The 16,734-nt window shown below is 71.6% G+C and carries 12 protein-coding genes; 7 read left to right on the forward strand and 5 right to left on the reverse strand.

What is annotated here, in order from left to right; genetic code table 11:
* Positions 1-19: 19 nt before the first annotated feature.
* Positions 20-376 carry a hypothetical protein gene (locus tag KXC43_RS43860; RefSeq protein ID WP_221382209.1) on the reverse strand — a complete coding sequence of 119 codons (357 nt, stop codon included), beginning with the start codon at positions 374-376 and terminating at the stop codon, positions 20-22.
* 225 nt (positions 377-601) lie between these two features.
* On the opposite strand from KXC43_RS43860, the gene KXC43_RS43865 reads away from it, so the two are divergent.
* Genes KXC43_RS43865 through KXC43_RS43885 form a run of 5 tightly spaced genes read left to right on the forward strand, consistent with a single transcriptional unit; the run spans position 602 to position 5,414 of the window.
* The gene (locus tag KXC43_RS43865) at positions 602-1,741 is read left to right on the forward strand and encodes a DegT/DnrJ/EryC1/StrS family aminotransferase (RefSeq protein WP_221382210.1); all 1,140 of its coding nucleotides are present in this window, start codon (positions 602-604) and stop codon (positions 1,739-1,741) included.
* On the forward strand, positions 1,738-2,382 hold the full coding sequence (locus KXC43_RS43870) for a sugar transferase (protein WP_308129525.1): 645 nt from the start codon (positions 1,738-1,740) through the stop codon (positions 2,380-2,382). Before KXC43_RS43865 ends, KXC43_RS43870 begins: the two co-directional genes overlap by 4 nt.
* 5 nt (positions 2,383-2,387) lie before the next feature.
* Complete coding sequence (locus KXC43_RS43875) at positions 2,388-3,119, forward strand: GNAT family N-acetyltransferase (protein ID WP_221382211.1); 732 nt, start codon at positions 2,388-2,390, stop codon at positions 3,117-3,119.
* Positions 3,120-3,141: 22 nt separating this feature from the next.
* Positions 3,142-4,173 carry a GNAT family N-acetyltransferase gene (locus KXC43_RS43880; protein WP_221382212.1) on the forward strand — a complete coding sequence of 344 codons (1,032 nt, stop codon included), beginning with the start codon at positions 3,142-3,144 and terminating at the stop codon, positions 4,171-4,173.
* A 50-nt stretch (positions 4,174-4,223) separates the two neighbouring features.
* The gene (locus tag KXC43_RS43885) at positions 4,224-5,414 is read left to right on the forward strand and encodes a glycosyltransferase family 4 protein (RefSeq protein WP_255645850.1); all 1,191 of its coding nucleotides are present in this window, start codon (positions 4,224-4,226) and stop codon (positions 5,412-5,414) included.
* Between the two features lie 18 nt (positions 5,415-5,432).
* Here the strand turns inward: KXC43_RS43885 and KXC43_RS53020 are convergent, their stop codons facing one another.
* Genes KXC43_RS53020 through KXC43_RS43900 form a run of 3 tightly spaced genes read right to left on the reverse strand, consistent with a single transcriptional unit; the run spans position 5,433 to position 9,365 of the window.
* The gene (locus tag KXC43_RS53020) at positions 5,433-6,617 is read right to left on the reverse strand and encodes an O-antigen ligase family protein (protein ID WP_221382214.1); all 1,185 of its coding nucleotides are present in this window, start codon (positions 6,615-6,617) and stop codon (positions 5,433-5,435) included.
* Entirely contained in the window at positions 6,614-7,900 is a 1,287-nt protein-coding gene (locus KXC43_RS43895) for a lipopolysaccharide biosynthesis protein (RefSeq protein ID WP_221382215.1), read from the reverse strand. The genes KXC43_RS53020 and KXC43_RS43895 overlap by 4 nt, the downstream gene beginning before the upstream one ends.
* Positions 7,901-7,916: 16 nt before the next feature.
* The gene (locus tag KXC43_RS43900; RefSeq protein ID WP_221382216.1) at positions 7,917-9,365 is read right to left on the reverse strand and encodes a tyrosine-protein kinase domain-containing protein; all 1,449 of its coding nucleotides are present in this window, start codon (positions 9,363-9,365) and stop codon (positions 7,917-7,919) included.
* 161 nt (positions 9,366-9,526) lie between these two features.
* Here KXC43_RS43900 and KXC43_RS43905 point away from each other — a divergent pair, with 161 nt between their 5' ends.
* A complete protein-coding gene (locus KXC43_RS43905; RefSeq protein WP_221382217.1) occupies positions 9,527-11,389 on the forward strand; it encodes a nucleoside-diphosphate sugar epimerase/dehydratase in 1,863 nt (620 codons plus the stop codon).
* Here KXC43_RS43905 and KXC43_RS43910 read toward each other — a convergent pair.
* The gene (locus KXC43_RS43910; RefSeq protein WP_308129526.1) at positions 11,355-16,139 is read right to left on the reverse strand and encodes a PDDEXK-like endonuclease domain-containing protein; all 4,785 of its coding nucleotides are present in this window, start codon (positions 16,137-16,139) and stop codon (positions 11,355-11,357) included. The two genes, KXC43_RS43905 and KXC43_RS43910, sit on opposite strands and share 35 nt — an antisense overlap.
* Before the next feature lie 91 nt (positions 16,140-16,230).
* Here KXC43_RS43910 and KXC43_RS43915 point away from each other — a divergent pair, with 91 nt between their 5' ends.
* Positions 16,231-16,728: a nitroreductase family deazaflavin-dependent oxidoreductase gene (locus tag KXC43_RS43915; RefSeq protein ID WP_255645851.1), complete on the forward strand. Its 498-nt coding sequence runs from the start codon at positions 16,231-16,233 to the stop codon at positions 16,726-16,728.
* Positions 16,729-16,734 lie beyond the last annotated feature (6 nt).

Below are 16,734 nucleotides of genomic sequence, written 5' to 3' on the forward strand. Positions count from 1 at the left end.
CGGACGATGGTTAACCGCTTCAGGCGGCCCTGCTGCGACGCGCGAGGTCGCCCTCGACATGCCGCCCCGGATGCCCGTCGAACAACGTGCAGTCGCGGTCGTTGCGATCTTCGACGTGGGGCACGCTCTTGGTCGGGCACCACGTGTAGGGGTTGATCTCGGAAGCGCTCAGGGTCCACTGGATCCACCACATGGTGGCCTCCACTTGCTGACCCAGAGCGGCGTGCGAGCCCTCGTGGCCGAGTTCGAGCTCGCATCCCAGCTCGGTCTGCACGCTCGGTGCGTCCGCCGGCAACCCGTCGAAGAACGCCAACTGGGCGGCGTCGAGCGTGATCCGGGCCGGGCAGTTCCTCAGGTCCTCGCTATCGATCGACATGGATGCAAGTGTGCCCGCTCCGACACGTTCTTAACCGGTTAATGGCCCGAGTCGACGACCGAATCCGGCGCGCCTCGTCGTCATTGCATTTCCCTGGTACAGCGCTTGCGTCAGCCCGGGCGGGGCTAGCATCGCAGATGAAGGGCTCGGCTGTGCCTCGTTAGCTCGAACATCCCCCCGCTGGTCCGGTCACGGTGTGGTATTGCCCGCGATGGGTGGTGGGGAATGATCACGAGAAGTCGCACGATTCCGCTGTCCGCGCCGGACGTCGGACGCCTGGAGCAGGAGTACGTCCTGGCGGCCCTACGCTCGGGTTGGGTCGCCCCGACCGGTCCTGACCTCGACCTGTTCGAGCGGGAGGTCGCCGACCGGGTGGGGGTGCCGCACGCGGTCGCCGTCAATTCGGGCACGGCCGCGTTGCACCTTGCCCTGCTCGGCATCGGCGCCGGCCCCGGCGATGTCGTCGTCGTGCCGACCCTGACGTTCGTGGCCTCGGCGAACGCGGTGGTCTACACCGGCGCGACGCCGGTCTTCGTCGACTGCGACGCGGCCACCGGCAACCTCGACGTCGACCTGCTCTCCGGCCTGCTCGCCGAACTGGACGGCGAGGGCGCTTCCGTACGGGCGGTGATGGCCGTCGACGTCTACGGGAGCTGCGCCGATTACGACCGCATCCTCCCGTGCTGCGACCGGTGGGGCGTTCCGGTCGTCGAGGACGCCGCGGAGGCGCTCGGCGCCAGGCACCACGGCCGGGCGGCCGGTTCCTTCGGTAAGGCAGCCGCGTTGTCCTTCAACGGCAATAAGATCATGACGACGTCGGGTGGTGGCATGCTGCTGACCGCCGATGACGACCTGGTGCACCGGGCGCGGCCTCTGGCCAGCCAGGCCCGCCTGCCGGTGGAGCACTACGAACACGCCGACGTCGGCTACAACTACCGGTTGAGCAACGTGCTGGCCGCGCTCGGGCGGGCCCAGCTGTGCCGGCTGGACGGGATGATCGAACGCCGCCGGGCCGTACGCGAGAGGTACGCCAAAGCGTTCGCCGGCGTCGACGGCGTGCGCCTGCTGGGCGAGGACCCGGCGGCGAACTGCTGGCTCACCACCATCGTCGTGGACCCGGAACGCAGCGGCTGGCGGGCTCGTGACCTGGCCGTGCACCTGGCGGTGCGAGGCGTGGAGACGCGGCCTGTCTTCAAGCCCATGCATCTGCAACCGGTGTTCGCGGGCGCCCGTGCCGCCCTGAACGGCGCGGCGGAGCGCCTCTTCCACAACGGCCTCACCCTGCCCAGCGGTTCTGCCCTCGAAGAGAACGAGATCCGGACCGTCCTGCACGACATCACGGAGTTCCTGGACGGTCGCCGGTGAGCGTCGACCGCACGACCTCCGGTGCGGGCGGTTCCGTGGCCAAGCGGCTCACCGACCTCGGCGTGGCGTCGGTGGCGCTGGTGGTGGCCGCGCCGGTGCTGCTCGCGGCGGCCGCGGCGGTCGCCGTGTCGATGGGCCGGCCGGTCTGGTACAGCCAGGTCCGTACGGGCCGCGGGATGCGGCCGTTCCGCGTGTACAAGCTTCGTACCATGTCGGACGGGCGTGACGCCCACGGGAGGTTGCTGCCGGACTCCGAGCGGCTGACCGGGGTGGGGCGGTTCCTGCGACGGTCGAGCCTGGACGAGCTGCCCAGCTTGATCAACGTGATCCGGGGCGACCTGAGCCTGGTCGGTCCGCGTCCTCTGCTGCCCCGCTACGACCCGTGGTACACGGAGCGGGAACGGCTGCGCTTCACGGTCCGTCCGGGTATCACCGGGCTGGCCCAGGTCAGCGGGCGCAACATGCTGTCCTGGGACGATCGGCTGGAACTCGACGCTCGCTACGTGGACGCCTGGACGTACGGGCTGGATCTGCGCATCGTGGCGCGCACGGTGGGCAGACTGGTCTCCGGCGGTGGCGCCGTGCCCGATCCCGCCCGGTTGATGGCAGACCTCGACCAGGAACGGTCCGGGCGCGGATGATGCCCGTGTGCGACCTCGACGGCGCGGATCCACGTGCGACGACTCGCGCCGCGCAGTTGCTCGCCGCCAGCGTGCCGGATGAGGCCGCCGGGTTGGTGCCGTACACCCTGGCCGGCTATCACCGCTATCTGGCCGTGCTGCTGGGTCAGCCGCCCGCGATGCGCTCCGTTCTGGTTCGTGCGCTGATCAGGGACGGAATGCCGGTCGCGGTGGCGGACTGGCGTGTCCTGGCGGACACCCTGTTCCTCAACGGCATCTCGGTCGCCCACCGATGGCGTGGCCGTGGGTGGGGGAGCCGGCTGCTCGAGGACGGAACAGCGCTCGCCCGGAGCCTGGGACTACCTCGCCTGGCGTTGGATGTGGCGGCGGCCAACGTGGCTGCCGTCGCCCTCTACCTCCGCAGCGGCTTCACCGTGACGACTGAATCCTCGTGGTGTCACGTTCCCGCCCGGGAAGCGGGGACCGCGGACGCCGTCGGCCGGCTCCTCGACTGGCCGGTGTTCTGCGCTCTGCGATCCGCCTACGGGTTCGCCGATCTCTCGCTGCGTGACCGGCACGGCGCGGTGCGGGTCGTCCGGGCGGTGGGGGACGCGCTCCGGCTCGATCCTGAGCTTCAGAAGTCCACTGTCTCGGTGGCCGGTCTCTGCGAGCTGACCGGCTGTCGGCGGGCGTACGTCGTCGGCGGCGCCTCCGCGTCGCCGTTCATCAGTTTCGTCCGGATGACCGCCACGGTCTGAGCATGTCGAAGCGAGGGACCCGATGGCCGAACTCCCGATGTTGACCGTGGAGGTCCTGGACGCCGGGACGGACGAGAAGCGTTGGCTGGAACTGTGGGAGGAGTGCGGACGGGAGCCCTTCGCCCATCCCGGCTACGGGCGGCTGTTCGCGCAGCCGGACGACCGGACCGTCGCCCTGGTGATGGACGGCCCGGACGGATCCGCCCTTCTCCCGTTGATTCTTCGCACCGTGCAGGACGGTGTTCATGACGCCATCTCGCCGTACGGCTACGGCGGTCCCTTCCTTTCGGCCGGCATGGATGCGGGCGTCGTCCTGGACGCCGTCTCTCAATGGGCACGTCGTGAGCATCTGTGCTCGGTCTTCCTGCGGCTGTCCCTGGGTCTGGATGTGGCGGCGAGGCCGGAGGTCGAGCAGGCTTCGTCGAATGTCGTGGTGGACCTGCGACGGCCGCCGGACGAGGTATGGCGAAACTACGAACACAAGGTCCGCAAGAACGTCAAGAAGGCGCTGCGAGCCGGGTGCCGCGTCGAGCGACATGACCTCCGTACGGATGCCGACCGCTTTCTCGAGGTTTACGCGGCCACCATGCGCCGGCGGGACGCTCCGGCCCGGTACCACTTCGACCGGGACTTCATCATGCGGCTGGCCGATGAGCTGGCCGGCTCCCACTCCACCTTCGTCACGCTCGATTCCCGGGGCCGGACACTCAGCGCGGAGATCGTCCTGGAGAGTGACCGGTTCCTGTATTCGTACCTCGGCGGCACGCTGGCCGAGGCCTTTCCGATGTCGCCGAACGATCTGCTCAAGCATGAGATCGTCCGGTACGGTCAGGATTCGGGGCGCAGCGGTTTCGTGCTCGGCGGGGGATACCGCAGCGGCGACGGCATCTTCCGATACAAGCGGTCCTTCGACCCGGGTGGCGTCCAGCCCTTTCACGTCGCCAAGATCATCGGCGATCGCCGGCGTTATGCGGACCTGGTGGCCGCGCACGGCCGGGTACCGCTTTCGGACCAGCAGGGGCCGCCGTTCTTCCCCGCCTACCGCACTCCCTGAGAGAAACAATGAGAATCACGTACATTCACCAATACTTCAAAACCCCCGGGATGACCGGTGGAACGCGTTCGTACGAGTTCGCGCGACGCCTGGTCGAGCGGGGCCACGAGGTGCACATGATCACCGGCGACCCCGGTGGTGACCGAACCCGGATCAGCACGGAGTCCGGCATCGTGGTGCATTGGCTCCCGGTGCCCTACGACAGCGCCATGAGCTATCGTCGCCGGCTCTGGGCGTTCGCCCGCTTCGTCGGCCGAGCGGCGGCGGTGGCCGGACGGCTGCGGCATGATCTCGTCTTCGCGACGAGCACGCCGCTGACCGTGGCGATCCCCGGCGCATATGCGGCGCGGCGCCGGGGCGTGCCGATGGTGCTGGAGGTGCGCGACGTGTGGCCGGAGGTGCCGATCGCCGTGGGCGCGCTCCGCTCGCCGGCTACCCGCTGGGCCGCGGGGCGACTCGAGGCCTGGGCCTATCGCCGGGCGGCCCACGTCATCGCGCTTTCTCCCGGCATGGCCGACAGCATCCGGCGCCGGTTCCCCGAGGTCGGGGTCACCGTCGTGCCCAACTGTTCCGACCGGGCGGTGTTCGCCGACGCCGACCGTGCCGGAGCCGCGTTACGCGAGGCCACGCCATGGTTGCAGGACCGGCCGCTCGTCCTGTACGCCGGGGCTCTCGGCTTGGCCAACGGCGTGGACTATCTCGTACGGATGGCCGCTCGCCTGGCCGATACCGACCCCGACGTGCGGATCGGCATTCTCGGCGACGGCGCCAAGCGCGACGAGATCCATGATCTGGCCGCCCGCCTGGGCGTGCTGAACCGGAACCTCTTCCTGCTCGGACCGGTCGCCAAGGCCGAGGTGGTGGCCTTCTTCGGCGCCTGCGACCTGGCGGTCTCCGTGTTCGTCAACCTTCCGGAACTGGGTAACAACTCGCCGAACAAGGCCTTCGACGCCTTCGCGGCGGGGCGGCCGGTGGCCGTGAACAACGGCGGGTGGCTCGGCGACCTGATCGCCGCGACCGGCGCCGGACTGGTTCTGCCCGCGGACGACCCGGCGGGCGCGGCCGCTGCGGTGGCTGCCTTCCTGCGCGACCCCGAGGCGCGGCGGGCGGCGGGGGCGGCGGCGGGCACACTCGCCCGCGATCGCTTCGACCGCGATCTGCTGTTCCAGGATTTCGAGCGGGTCCTGACACAGGCGGTCGCGCCCGAAGGGCCGGCCCGGCGGCTCGAAGCCTCGGCGTAGGCACGCACGAAACAGAACCTAGGGACGCGGTGCGGCCGGCGCCGCGGGCCGGACCACCGCCAGGATCAGCAGGATCCACATCAGACGGGCGTCGTAGTAGTCGCCGGAGAACATGCACGCGGCGGCAACGAATATGCCCGAGTAGGCCGCCGTCCGGCTCTCCACGGACCGCTCGGCCCGCGGGACCTTGGCGAACTCCCGCCCGAATCGGTAGAAGGAGTTGAGCAGCAGGACGATGCCGACGACCCCGCCCTCGGCGGCCACGGCCAGGACGAGGTTGTGGATGTAGGCCACGCCGAACCCGAGATCGGCGATCACGGGGAAACTGCCGATGCCCGTTCCCAGCAGCGGGTGTTGCAGCCAGAGGTTCAGCGCCATCTGGAAGATGACATCCCGGCCGGACGCGTAGCCCTGCTCGAACGTCGTGCTGATGAAGCGTTCCTGGACGAACGTGAGGATCGAATCGCGGGCGATCGCCACGCCGCCCACGAGCAGCGCTATGACCAGCAACAAGGGTTTGGCGCCGCCGCGTCGCAGGCCCGGGAGCACCGCCGGGGCGGCAAGCACCAGCGTGAGCACCAGAGCGGCCAGGCCACCGCGTGACCCGGACGCGACCGCGCCGAAGAGGAACGCCGGGACACCGACGAGCCAGGCGAGACGCCGGCGGGTCGCGTACAGGTAGATCGAGCTGAAGATGCCGAGCACCATCAGCCGGACGAAGACGTTGGGACCGCCGCCCAGCGCGGCCCACCGGCCGGCCGGACCACGTCCCAGGCCCGCTGCCGCCGCCAGAAAGTAGACCCAGGCCGCCACCTGGAAGCAGCCCATGGTGAGAGCCACGACCCGATCCCGGTCCCACTCCGCGAGCTGGGCGTAGACGAAAACGAGCAGAGCGATCGCGACGAGGTCGGTCAGCGCGGCCGGGACCAACGCCCCCGGCGGCGTCCACGCCGAGGAGACGGCCTGGTAGCCGAGGAACGCGTAGATCGCCAGCAGGATCGGGGCCGCGCTCTGCCGGCCGGGGGGCGCCCAGCGGATTTCCAGCGCGAAGCTCGCCAGCAGCGCGGCGAACAACGGGATCCGGACGTCGTTGAACACCGGCACGGTGAACCCGACGCGGGCGAGCGTGAAGTGGCCGGCCAGCGTCACGACGAAAGCGATGATCACGACGAGCCCGGGACGGCGACGGATCTCGCCGGTCACAGCGCCCGCTTCGCCATCTCGCGACGCAGCTTCAGCCAGCAGGTGAGCCCGAGCGCGGCGGCGGCCAGCGCAAGGGCGATGACCGTCGCGAGCGGCAGGTCGAGGAAACGCGAGAGGGTGTACGTCGAAAGGATCTGCAGGGCGAGGCAGCCGACGACCGGATTGGCGGCCACGGGCCACTCGTGCAGCGCATCGAGCGTGGGTCGCACCGCATAGAACACGGCCAGCGGTACCGCGGCCAGCATGCCGACGCGCAGGAGCGGCACCGTGGCGGAGAACTCGGCGCCGAGGAAATGCCGGATCAGCACGGGCGCCGGCAGCGCGATGATCAGCACGGGCACCGCGACCAGGCCGGCCGCGGCGAGCGGCATGAGCACGAGCGCGCGGTCCAATGACGGTCCGCCGGTGCCGTGGTGGAAGTGCGCGCTGAGCCGGGGGAGCAGCACCGGCGTCAGCATGCCGACGAACGCGCACGCCAGAGTGATCGCCGAGGTCACGAAGCCGACGTAACCGACCTCGGGCGCGCCGGGGCGGGCCACTGCCACCGCCAGTGCGGGAAAAGCGAACAGCGCCGGCAGCGCCAGATCGCCGAGCACGCGGCGTAGCCCGTACCGCAGGACGGCGGACAGGGCGGGCGGATCGGCGGCCGCGGTGGCCGGCGGCCTTGTCACCACCGCGGCGGCCGCCGCCACCATCGCCATTCCCGCCCCGTACAGGACCAGGAAGGCCTCGATCCGGTGCGTGACGGCGAAGGCGACAACCGGCAGAACGGCGAAGCCGATCAGGGAGGCGACGTTCGCGTACGTGACCTGGCCCGTGCCCCGTAACCCGGCGACCACGGTGTTGCACAAGCAGTTTCCGGCCAGCAGGACAGTGATCGCCGCAATCGCTGCTGTGCCCCCGCCGAGGCCGAGCCGGACGGCCACCGCCTCGGACGGCGTGAGCACCGCCGCCGCGACCGCCGCCAGGATCATCACCTGCACCCCCAGCGCCCCCCGGACCAGCCCCGGCGCCGCCGCGCCGGCGCGGGGAAGATAGCGAGGCAACCCGGTGCCGAGCCCGACCAGGATCAGCGGTTGCACGGCGGCCACCCAGCCGCGCGCGATCTGGTAGAAGGCGAAGCCACCCACGCCGTCGCGCCGGGCGACCAGGTGGAAGAGGAGCAGGCCGGTCCCGAGCGTGCACCAGTGCACCGCCACCGTCGCGGCGTAGTCGCGCCGGACCGCCGCCGGCACCGTGAGAAGCAAAGACCTCAGGCGGTCACCGGACTCACGCATGGGCATCGACCGGCACGTCACATCACCCCACAGCCCGCGGACACGGTGCCCAGGACCGGTGCCAGAAACGGGCGCGCCGGGTGGCGGCGGGCGCGTTCCCGGGCGCCTCACCGCTCACCGCGGCACTGCCGCCGGCGTACCGTTCGAACTGCGGGAACACATCGCCGCTCTTCGCCGGAACCATATTGAGCACACACCCGAGAACGCGCGCGTCAACTGCGCGCAGAGCGCGGGCGGCCGTCGTCACCTGTGCATTTTTGGTCTTACGCGAACGGACCACGAGAAGCGCGCCGTCGGACCGCGCGGCGATGATCGCGCCGTCGGTCACGGCCAGCAGCGGCGGGCAGTCAACGATGATGATATCGAATCGTCCGCGCAATTCCTCGATTACTTCGGCCATTCGTGGCGAACTGAGCAACTCGCTGGGGTTCGGCGGGCTGTGCCCGGCGGAGAGGAGCCACAGGCCGGCTCCCCACGGCTGCAGCGCCTGGTCGACCGAGGCTCCGCCGGACAGGATGGTGCTGAGTCCCGCGGCGTTCTCGCGCCCCAGGAACGCCGCGAGCCGGGGCCGGCGCAGTTCCGCGTCGACCACGAGCACCCGCCGCCCGGCCTCGGCGAACAGCAGTCCCAGACTGCACGCGGTGGCCGAACGACCCTCCTTCTCGACGGCGCTGGTCACCGCGATCACCTGCACGGGCCGGTCGCCGTCCGCGTACTGGAGGTTCGCGCGCAGCTGACGCAGCGCCTCCGCCCGGGGCGAGTCGTTGTCCGAGATGAACGGGCCGGTTCCGGTCGGTGCCCGGGCGTCGACCGGCACCCGGGCCAGCACCGGGGCCGAGACCAGGGTCTGGAGCGTGTCGACGGTCCGTACGGCGGAGTCGGTGACCTCGCGCGCGACCACCAGCGCGGCGCCCACGACCAGCCCGACCATCGCCGCCATGGCCAGATTGTTGAGCGGGCGTGGGGCCACCGGGTCGTCCTCCAGGCGTGGACCGGCGACAACCTCGACGCGGACCACCGGCTGGCCCTTCTCGTTGGTGCTCTCCAGCGCGGAAATCACTGCCTGGAACCGGGGTACCAGGGCAGTGGCCAGCAACTGTGCGCGAGCCGGCGACCGGTCCTCGACGGCGACCCGCAGCATCACCGTGTTGGGCACCGTCTCCACCGTGATCCGCTCGGCGATCTCCTGGGCGGTCAACCTCAGGCCGGGTGTGCCGGCGAGTGGCACGGTGATCCGGTCGCTGGTCAGCACGGCCGCGTACGAGTTGAGCCGGCCCTGGGAGAACATGCTGGCCGGATACAGGTCCGCCGACAGGGTGCTCGGATTGGTGAAGAAGAACGTGACGGCCGACGCATAGACCGGTGGGGTACGGACATTGATGACGACCGCGACGGCCAGCGCGAACCCGAGCGAAACCAAGAAAATCCACCAGTGCCGCCGGGCGATACTGAGATAGTCGCGTAGCCCCACGGAGCCTCCCGGTACAGCGCGGTCGTATCACCATATGCCGCCTCCGGAATCGTGATGCCATATTTGAGCAATCCGAGCTGTACGGCACGAACTGTTAGCCTGAACCCATATTCACTGGGCTGCCGAAACAATTAGTGGGGCTGCAGTTGAAAATGTTCCCGATGGATGCGCATGCGTGGTGGCGCCGGCGCCTTCTTCCCTTGGCCGTGGACGGCGCCGCGTGGGCGGCCGGCCTGAGCGCCGCCGTGCTCACCCGGTACGAATTCGCGATGGACGGGAGGCGACTCGGCGGACTCGGCGTCGCCGTGACGCTGGCGGTCGTGCTGCAGAGCGGAATCGGCCACGCCCGGCACCTGTACCGGGGCCGGTATGCCATCGGCAGCTTCGAGGAGGTCCGTGCGGTCGCCGGCACGGTGGCCGCCACCGCCGTACTGTTGCTGGTTCTCGACTTCGTGCTGTGGTTTCGCCCGGTGCCGGTCAGCGCCCCTCCGCTCGGTGGCGCGGTGGCACTGGTCCTGATCCTGGGCGTGCGGTATCTGCGCCGGCTGCAGCTGGTCCGCCGGGACCGCCCGAACCTCGGGGCGGCCGCTCCGGTGCTGCTGTTCGGGGCCGGTCGCGCCGGGTCGCTCCTGGTGCGGTCGATGCTGCACGACCCGGCCGGCCGCTATCTGCCGGTCGGCCTCATCGACGACGACCATCGCAAGCGCAACCTGCACATCCTCGGTGTCCCCGTCGTCGGCCGGCGCGCGGACATCGCCTCGGCTCTGGACCGGACGGGCGCCGGCATGGTGGTCTTCGCGGTGGCCAACGCCGACCGGGAACTGGTGTGCGACATCCGCGAACGGGTGTTGGCGGCGGGGGCGCAGTTCAAGGTGGTGCCGTCGGTCACCGAGTTGGTGGACCATCCGGTCGGGGTCCGCGACATCCGCGACGTCGAGGTGACCGACCTGCTCGGCCGGCACCAGATCGACACCGACCTGGACTCCATCGGGCACTACCTGACCGGCAAGCGGGTGCTGGTGACCGGCGCCGGGGGTTCGATCGGATCCGAGCTGTGCCGGCAGATCCACCGGTTCGGGCCGAGCGAGCTGCTGATGCTCGACAAGGACGAGACGGCGCTGCAGGGGGTCCAGCTCTCCATCGACCCGGAAGCCTCGCTCGACGATCCGTCCGTGATTCTCGCCGATCTGCGGGATCAGGCCCGGATCCGGGAGGTGTTCCGCCGGCGCCGGCCCGAGGTGGTCTTCCACGCTGCCGCGCTCAAGCACCTCACGCTCCTGCAGCGCTATCCCGGCGAGGCGGTGAAAACCAACATCTTCGGCACCTTGGCGGTGCTGGAGGCGGCCGAGACCGTGGAACGCTTCGTGAACATCTCCACCGACAAGGCCGCCGACCCGATCAGCGTGCTGGGCCTCACCAAGCGGATCACCGAGCGGCTCACCGCGGACACCGCCCAGCGGCGCGCCGGCACCTTCCTGAGCGTCCGGTTCGGCAACGTGCTGGGCAGCCGCGGATCGGTGTTCACCACATTCAGCGCACAGATCGCCAACGGCGGGCCGATCACCGTCACCGACCCCGAGGTGACGCGTTACTTCATGACGGTCCAGGAGGCCGTCCACCTCGTCATCCAGGCCGCGGCCGTCGGGCGCGACGGCGAAGCGCTGGTGCTGGAGATGGGCAAGCCGGTGCCCATCGCCGAAGTGGCGCGCCAGATGGCCGCGCTCGCGCCGGAACCGGTCGAGATCCGCTACATCGGGCTGCGGCCCGGTGAGAAGCGGCACGAGGAGTTGTTCGGCGCGGGTGAGGTGGACCGCCGCCCGATCCATCCGCTGATCGCGCACGTCGAGGTGCCCCCACTGGAACCCGCCCAGGTGGCGCAGCTGCACGCGGACGAGGACCCCGAGGTGCTGATCGCGCAGCTCGGCGCACTCTGCCACGGCGTATCGGGCCTGCCCCGGCACCTCGAGGCCACGGCGCGTCCGGGCGCACTCAGGCCACCGGAGGGGCTTCCGCGCGGGGCATAGCCGGCTCCTGGGGCACCTCGGGCACCTCGGGCGGAGCGGCGGTGAGCACCGCGAGCGCCCGCTCCGCCGGCGCCGGCGGTGGGCGGCCGCCGGCCGGCGACGCGATCGCTTCCTCGATCGCCGCCCGCAGCCGCCGTTCCTCGGCCGCGCGGTCCCGGTGCCAGGCGGTCGACCAGACCTGGTGCAGCCGCCAGCCGAGGTCGCCGAGCAGTTCGCCGCGCAGCCGGTCGCGATCCCGTGCGGCTACCGCGGCGGGATAGCCGGGTCCGTCGCACTGGACGGCGATCGCGTAGACCTCACCCGGGTACGCCGGATGCCGCACGGCTAGGTCCACCCGCCAGCGCGACGCGCCCACATTGCGGCGCACGGTGTAGCCCCAGGAGGTGATGGTGGCGAACACGGACTCCTCGAAGGGTCCCGGCTGCGGGGCGCGATCGTCGTGCGGGGCCGGCACGGGGACACCGCGCTCGGCGTAGGCGAGATACGCGACGAGCGCCTGCACACCCTCGCTGTCCGACTCGGGGATGTCCCGCGCCCGGACCGAGCTGACTATCTCGATCCGGTGGCGGGCCCGGGTGATCGCCACGTTGAGCCGGCGCCACCCGTACGGGCGGTTCAGCGACCCGAAGTTCGCGCTGATCCGGCCGTCCTCGTCGTGTCCGTAACCGATCGAAAAGATCATGACGTCCCGTTCGTCGCCCTGCACCGACTCGAGGCTCTTGACGAAGAACCCGGACAGCCGAGCGTCGTGGGCTCCCGGGTCGAGGACCAGTTCGTCACCCATCGCCCGCTCCACGGCTCGCTGGATCTCGTCGGCCTGGGCCACCGAGAAGGTCACGACGCCGAGGCTCTGGCCCGGCCGGGTGGCGAAGTGGTGCACCACGCGCTCGGCGACCCGCTGCGCCTCGATCGGGTTGTGCCGGCCGGTGCCGCGCCGATAGACCCCCGGAACTCCGAAGAGCTCGACACCGGTGTCCGGTCCCTCGGCGTTCGCGCTCGGGAAGGTAATCATGCGCCCTTGATAGAACCGGTGGTTGGCGAAGGCGATCAGCGCCTCGTGCCGGCTGCGGTAGTGCCAGGCGAGACCGAGCTGCCGGAAGGCGCCGCACCCCTTGGCCAGCTCCAGGATCGAAGCGAAGTCGTCGACGTCCGTCGCCGCACCGTCCACGCCCGCCGAAGGATCCGGCGCGGCCGCGAAGAAGCAGGGCGGCGGAAGCTGCCGTTCGTCGCCGGCCACGACCAGCGCCCCGGCACGGTAGATGGCCGGCATCGCGTCGGCCGGCGTCACCTGGGACGCCTCGTCGAAGATGACGACGTCGAAGCGGATGTCCGGCGGCAGGTACTGGCTCACCGACAGCGGCGACATCATCAGGCACGGCTTGAGTGTGTGGACCGCCTCACCGGCCCGGGCGATCAGCTCGCGGACCGGCAGGTGCCCGCTCGCCTTCAGCGCCTCCCGGAAGATCACCCGGATCTGCTCCGCGTCGGCCGGGGGCCGCGCGGAAAGCCGGGCGAGGACCTCGGCGGGCGCCGCCGCGACCAGGCGGCGGTCGCCGTGCCGAAAGCCGGCGACCAGATGATCGCGGTCCTCGCCGCGCTGCGGCCGGAGCCGGCCGTCGGTCAGCAGGATGCGCTCGGCCCACGCCCGATACACAGCCCGGCGAAGCACCGGAACCACGTCGCGGGCCTCGACGTCGCGCTCCGCACAGAACTCCACGGCGGTACCGAGGCCGAGCTCCGCGAGCTCGTCACGGGCGGCGAGATGGTCGAACCACTCCTCGGGGCCGGTGGCATCGTCGCGAAGGTCGTCGAGCAGCCGCCGGGCGCGCTGGTAGTCGTCCAGGTCCACGGTCAGCTCGTCGTGCCGAGCCGGGCCGAACGCCGCGAGGAGGGCGCGGCGGTCCCGCTCCCAGCCCGCGACCAGGTCCGGGAGGGCGTCGTCGGGGCGGGCCGCGGCCAAGGCCCGTACCTGTTCCTCGGTGAGCGGCCGGTCCGCGCCGGTGACGAGCCGGCGGGCAGCGGCGGCCCACCCGAGGGCGGCCTCCAGCACCCGATGGTCGGCGTCCGGGGGCACCTGATCGGCGCCGAACAGGCTCTCGTACCGGCGCGCGTCGACATTCAGCTCGTCCTGCGCCTCGACGGCCGTCCGGCGCAGCTCGGCCAGCCGCCGGACCTCCGCGTAGTCCAGGTCGCGTCCGGTCGCGGCACCGAACGCACGCATCGCGCGGGCGGCCGCCCGCAGCGGCGCGACCTGGGCCCTCAGCCAGGCGACTGCGTCCTCGACGGTGCCGTCAGCGAGCCGCGGATGGGCGGGCTGCCAGCGGTCGAGGTCGGCCCGGGCCGCGGTGGCCAGGCCGATCGACTCGAGGTCGGTCTCGGCCGCGCAGACGTGGCGGACGACCGCCGGCAGCGCCTCCGGCGGAGCCCAGCGGACCGCCTCCGCAGCCACCTGGACGGCCGCGTCGAGCGCCGGGAAGTCGGTCGCGGGACCGCGCCAGTAGCCGCCCAGCACCATCGCGTACGACTGCTCCGCCGCGGCCAGTCCCCACCGGGCGCGCTGCCACGCCAGCGCGGTGTCGAGGCGCGACATGGCCTCCCGCACGTCGGCCCCGGGGCGGACGAACGCGGCCACCATCCGCCTGTCCCGGCGGTACGCCGGCCCCAGCCGGCGAAGACCACGGGCGTGGTCGGCGACGCTGGGGATGATCCGGTCGAGCGGCTGGCCCAGGATGGCCTCGGTGAACATCGGCCGGGCCCGTGCCTCGGCCGCGGTCAGCGTGTCCAGGCACTGTCGCAACGTCACCGCGCCGGTCGAGACGGTGGCGAGGACGCCGGGACCGAACCAGAACGGCTCGGGCCGGTACGGCCGGCCACTCAGCTCCGCGAGCGCAGCCAGCCTGCGCACGTCGGCGAAGACCACCACACGCGGCAGCCCGAGCCGGGCGGTCGCCAGGTCGAGGTTCACCCGGTGCTTCTCCCACCGGCCGCCCTCGTCGGCGTACCGCCGCGCGAGGTCGTCGGCCGCGTCGGCGGTCAACGCGGCCGGATCCACCGCGACGTCGGGCAGCTCCGTGTCGGTGGGCAGCGCCGACCAGGGCACACCGGCGCGGGTCCGCACAGCCTCCCGGGCCCGCCGCACTGCGGCGAGCCGCAGCTCCAGATCGGCCAGAGCCGCCTCGGCCGGCGCCAGGCTCGGTGCGGTGAGCCATGCGTCGCGAGCGTCCGGCGGCCGGTGAGCAGCGTGCGCGAGCAGGTCCGCCAGCAGACCGGCTCGGCTCGGCCGGTCCACGTCGAACGCGGCGGCCACCTCGGCGTTGCGGCGGGTGGCGGCGGCGAGCCGGCCGAGGGCGAGTCCGGCCCGGGCGAGCACGTCGTCGAGCGGCCCGCGTTCGACGACGTGGCGCCACGGGAAGCGGCTCTCGCCGGCGGCCCGCCAGGTGTGTGCCAACCGTTCGGCCGCGTCCTCGATCCGGCGCATCGCCTCGGCGGTGAGCGTGGCCCGTGCCAGGTCCGGCACCGGGGCGTCGGGGAGCCCGGTGAACTGGGCGCAGATCCCGAGGGCGTCGTGCAGCGTCGCGCCGAGCGGCTCACGTACCTCGTTGACGGCCGCGGCGTAAGCGGTGAGCCGCTCCCGCACCGGCCGCAGGCGATCGTGCGCTCCCGCCGGCGGAGCGGGAGCCCGGTCCACGGCGGCCGCGAGGGCTGCCGCGACCTCCTTCCGGCCGGCCTGCCTACTGTGCAGGTCCAGCAGGTACGGCTCGAGTCCGGCCTCGGCCAGCCGGCGGCGGACCACGTCCAACGCGGCCGCCTTGGTGGAGACGAACAGGATCCGCTTCCCCGCCGCCAGCAGGCAGGCAATCATGTTGGCGATGGTCTGCGACTTGCCGGTGCCGGGCGGGCCGTCCATCACGAAGCTGTGACCCGCCACCGCGGCCGCCACGCAAGCGCGCTGGGACCCGTCCGCGTCCAGCACGAGCGGCACGTCCTCGGGGGGTGCCTGCTCGTCGACGGTCGCCGGGTTGAGGGGGACGAAGTCGAAGGCGCCGCCGGGCTTCCCGGTGGTGGCCAGCGCCCGCACCACCGGGTGGGCCACCACGCGAGCCTCGTTGTCGAGCAGATCCCGGTACAGCGCCTCCTTCTGAAAGGTGAAGCAGGACAGCAGGGCGATCGGTTCCAGGCGCCATCCGTCGCGGCCCGCGATCGCCGTCTCCAGCCGGGACCAGAACGCGGCCAGGTCGCCCTCCGCGAGCGGGTCCTCCATGGGCAGGTGCACGCCGAGCTCCCGCAACCGGATGGCGAGCGCCGGATTCACCACCGGGTCGTCGTCACGCCAGCGGAGGCGGCCCAGCTCTCCCGCGCGTCGAGGGGCCAGCGTCACGGGGACCAGCAGGGCCGGGCTGGCGCACTCGACGTCCTCCTCGTCCCGCCAGCGCAGCTCGCCGGCGGCGACGTACAGCACCGACATTCCGCGGTCGAGATACTCCCGGTCCGCGGTCCGCTGCAGGCGCCGCAGCACAGCGGCGGTCAGCCGGTCGGCGCCCGGGCCGGACTGGCCGGGTATCGAACCACGGAACGCGCATTCCCCGGTCGCGTGCAATGTCCGTACGAGTGCCGCGGGCGCCGGATCGGTGAGCTCGACGAGGGAACCCTTGGCGGCCCGGAGGTCGACCAGCCGGTTGGTCGCTCCGAGGTCCACGAGCGAGTCGCGCCACACCCGCAGTGCCGCGCGTACCTGCTCGTCGTCACCCACACCCCTGATTGCAGCAAGTGGCTCCGCGGCGTGCTGCCGTTTCACCGAAGCTGCCCGAGCCGCCCCGGATGTGTTTGGATGTGCCGTGCGGTTGAGCGAGGTTGTTGTCCGGCTGGGTCATCGACGATGGTTCGCCGCCGCCGGGCGGTTCCTGATGCCGCTCGACCGGCGGTTGATCCGGCTCACGAGGGGGCGCCTCTCGGTGATCGGGTGGCGCACGGCGCCGCCGACGCTGCTGCTGACGACGCGCGGGCGGACCAGCGGCCTGCTCCGCGAGCGGCCGCTGCTGTACGCGCGGGACGGTGACGCGTACGTGGTGTTGGGCTCGAACTGGGGTCAGGCCCGGCACCCGGCCTGGTCGGGCAACCTGCTGGCCGACCCGGCCGCCACGATGACGATCGACGGCGAGACCACCACCGTGCGGGCCACGCTGCTGGAGGGCCCGGAGCGGGACAGGGTGTGGCCGCTACTGCTGCGGGTGTGGCCGGCCTACCGGGACTACGACGCACGCGCCGACCGTACCCTGCGGATCTTCCGGCTCGATCCGGTCCGGCGAGACAATGCTGACATGGGCGGCAAGGCCGGGTAGTTTCGG

The sequence above is a fragment of the Paractinoplanes polyasparticus genome, assembly GCF_019710575.1.
Taxonomy (GTDB): domain Bacteria; phylum Actinomycetota; class Actinomycetes; order Mycobacteriales; family Micromonosporaceae; genus Actinoplanes; species Actinoplanes polyasparticus.

Excerpts from the sequence above, each read along its gene's own strand:
- KXC43_RS43880 (WP_221382212.1), top strand. The coding sequence starts at position 3,142 with ATGGCCGAACTCCCGATGTTGACCGTGGAGGTCCTGGACGCCGGGACG.
- KXC43_RS43860 (WP_221382209.1), bottom strand. The coding sequence starts at position 376 with ATGTCGATCGATAGCGAGGACCTGAGGAACTGCCCGGCCCGGATCACG.
- KXC43_RS43865 (WP_221382210.1), top strand. The coding sequence starts at position 602 with ATGATCACGAGAAGTCGCACGATTCCGCTGTCCGCGCCGGACGTCGGA.
- KXC43_RS43895 (WP_221382215.1), bottom strand. The coding sequence starts at position 7,900 with ATGCCCATGCGTGAGTCCGGTGACCGCCTGAGGTCTTTGCTTCTCACG.
- KXC43_RS43905 (WP_221382217.1), top strand. The coding sequence starts at position 9,527 with ATGGATGCGCATGCGTGGTGGCGCCGGCGCCTTCTTCCCTTGGCCGTG.
- KXC43_RS43885 (WP_255645850.1), top strand. The coding sequence starts at position 4,224 with ATGACCGGTGGAACGCGTTCGTACGAGTTCGCGCGACGCCTGGTCGAG.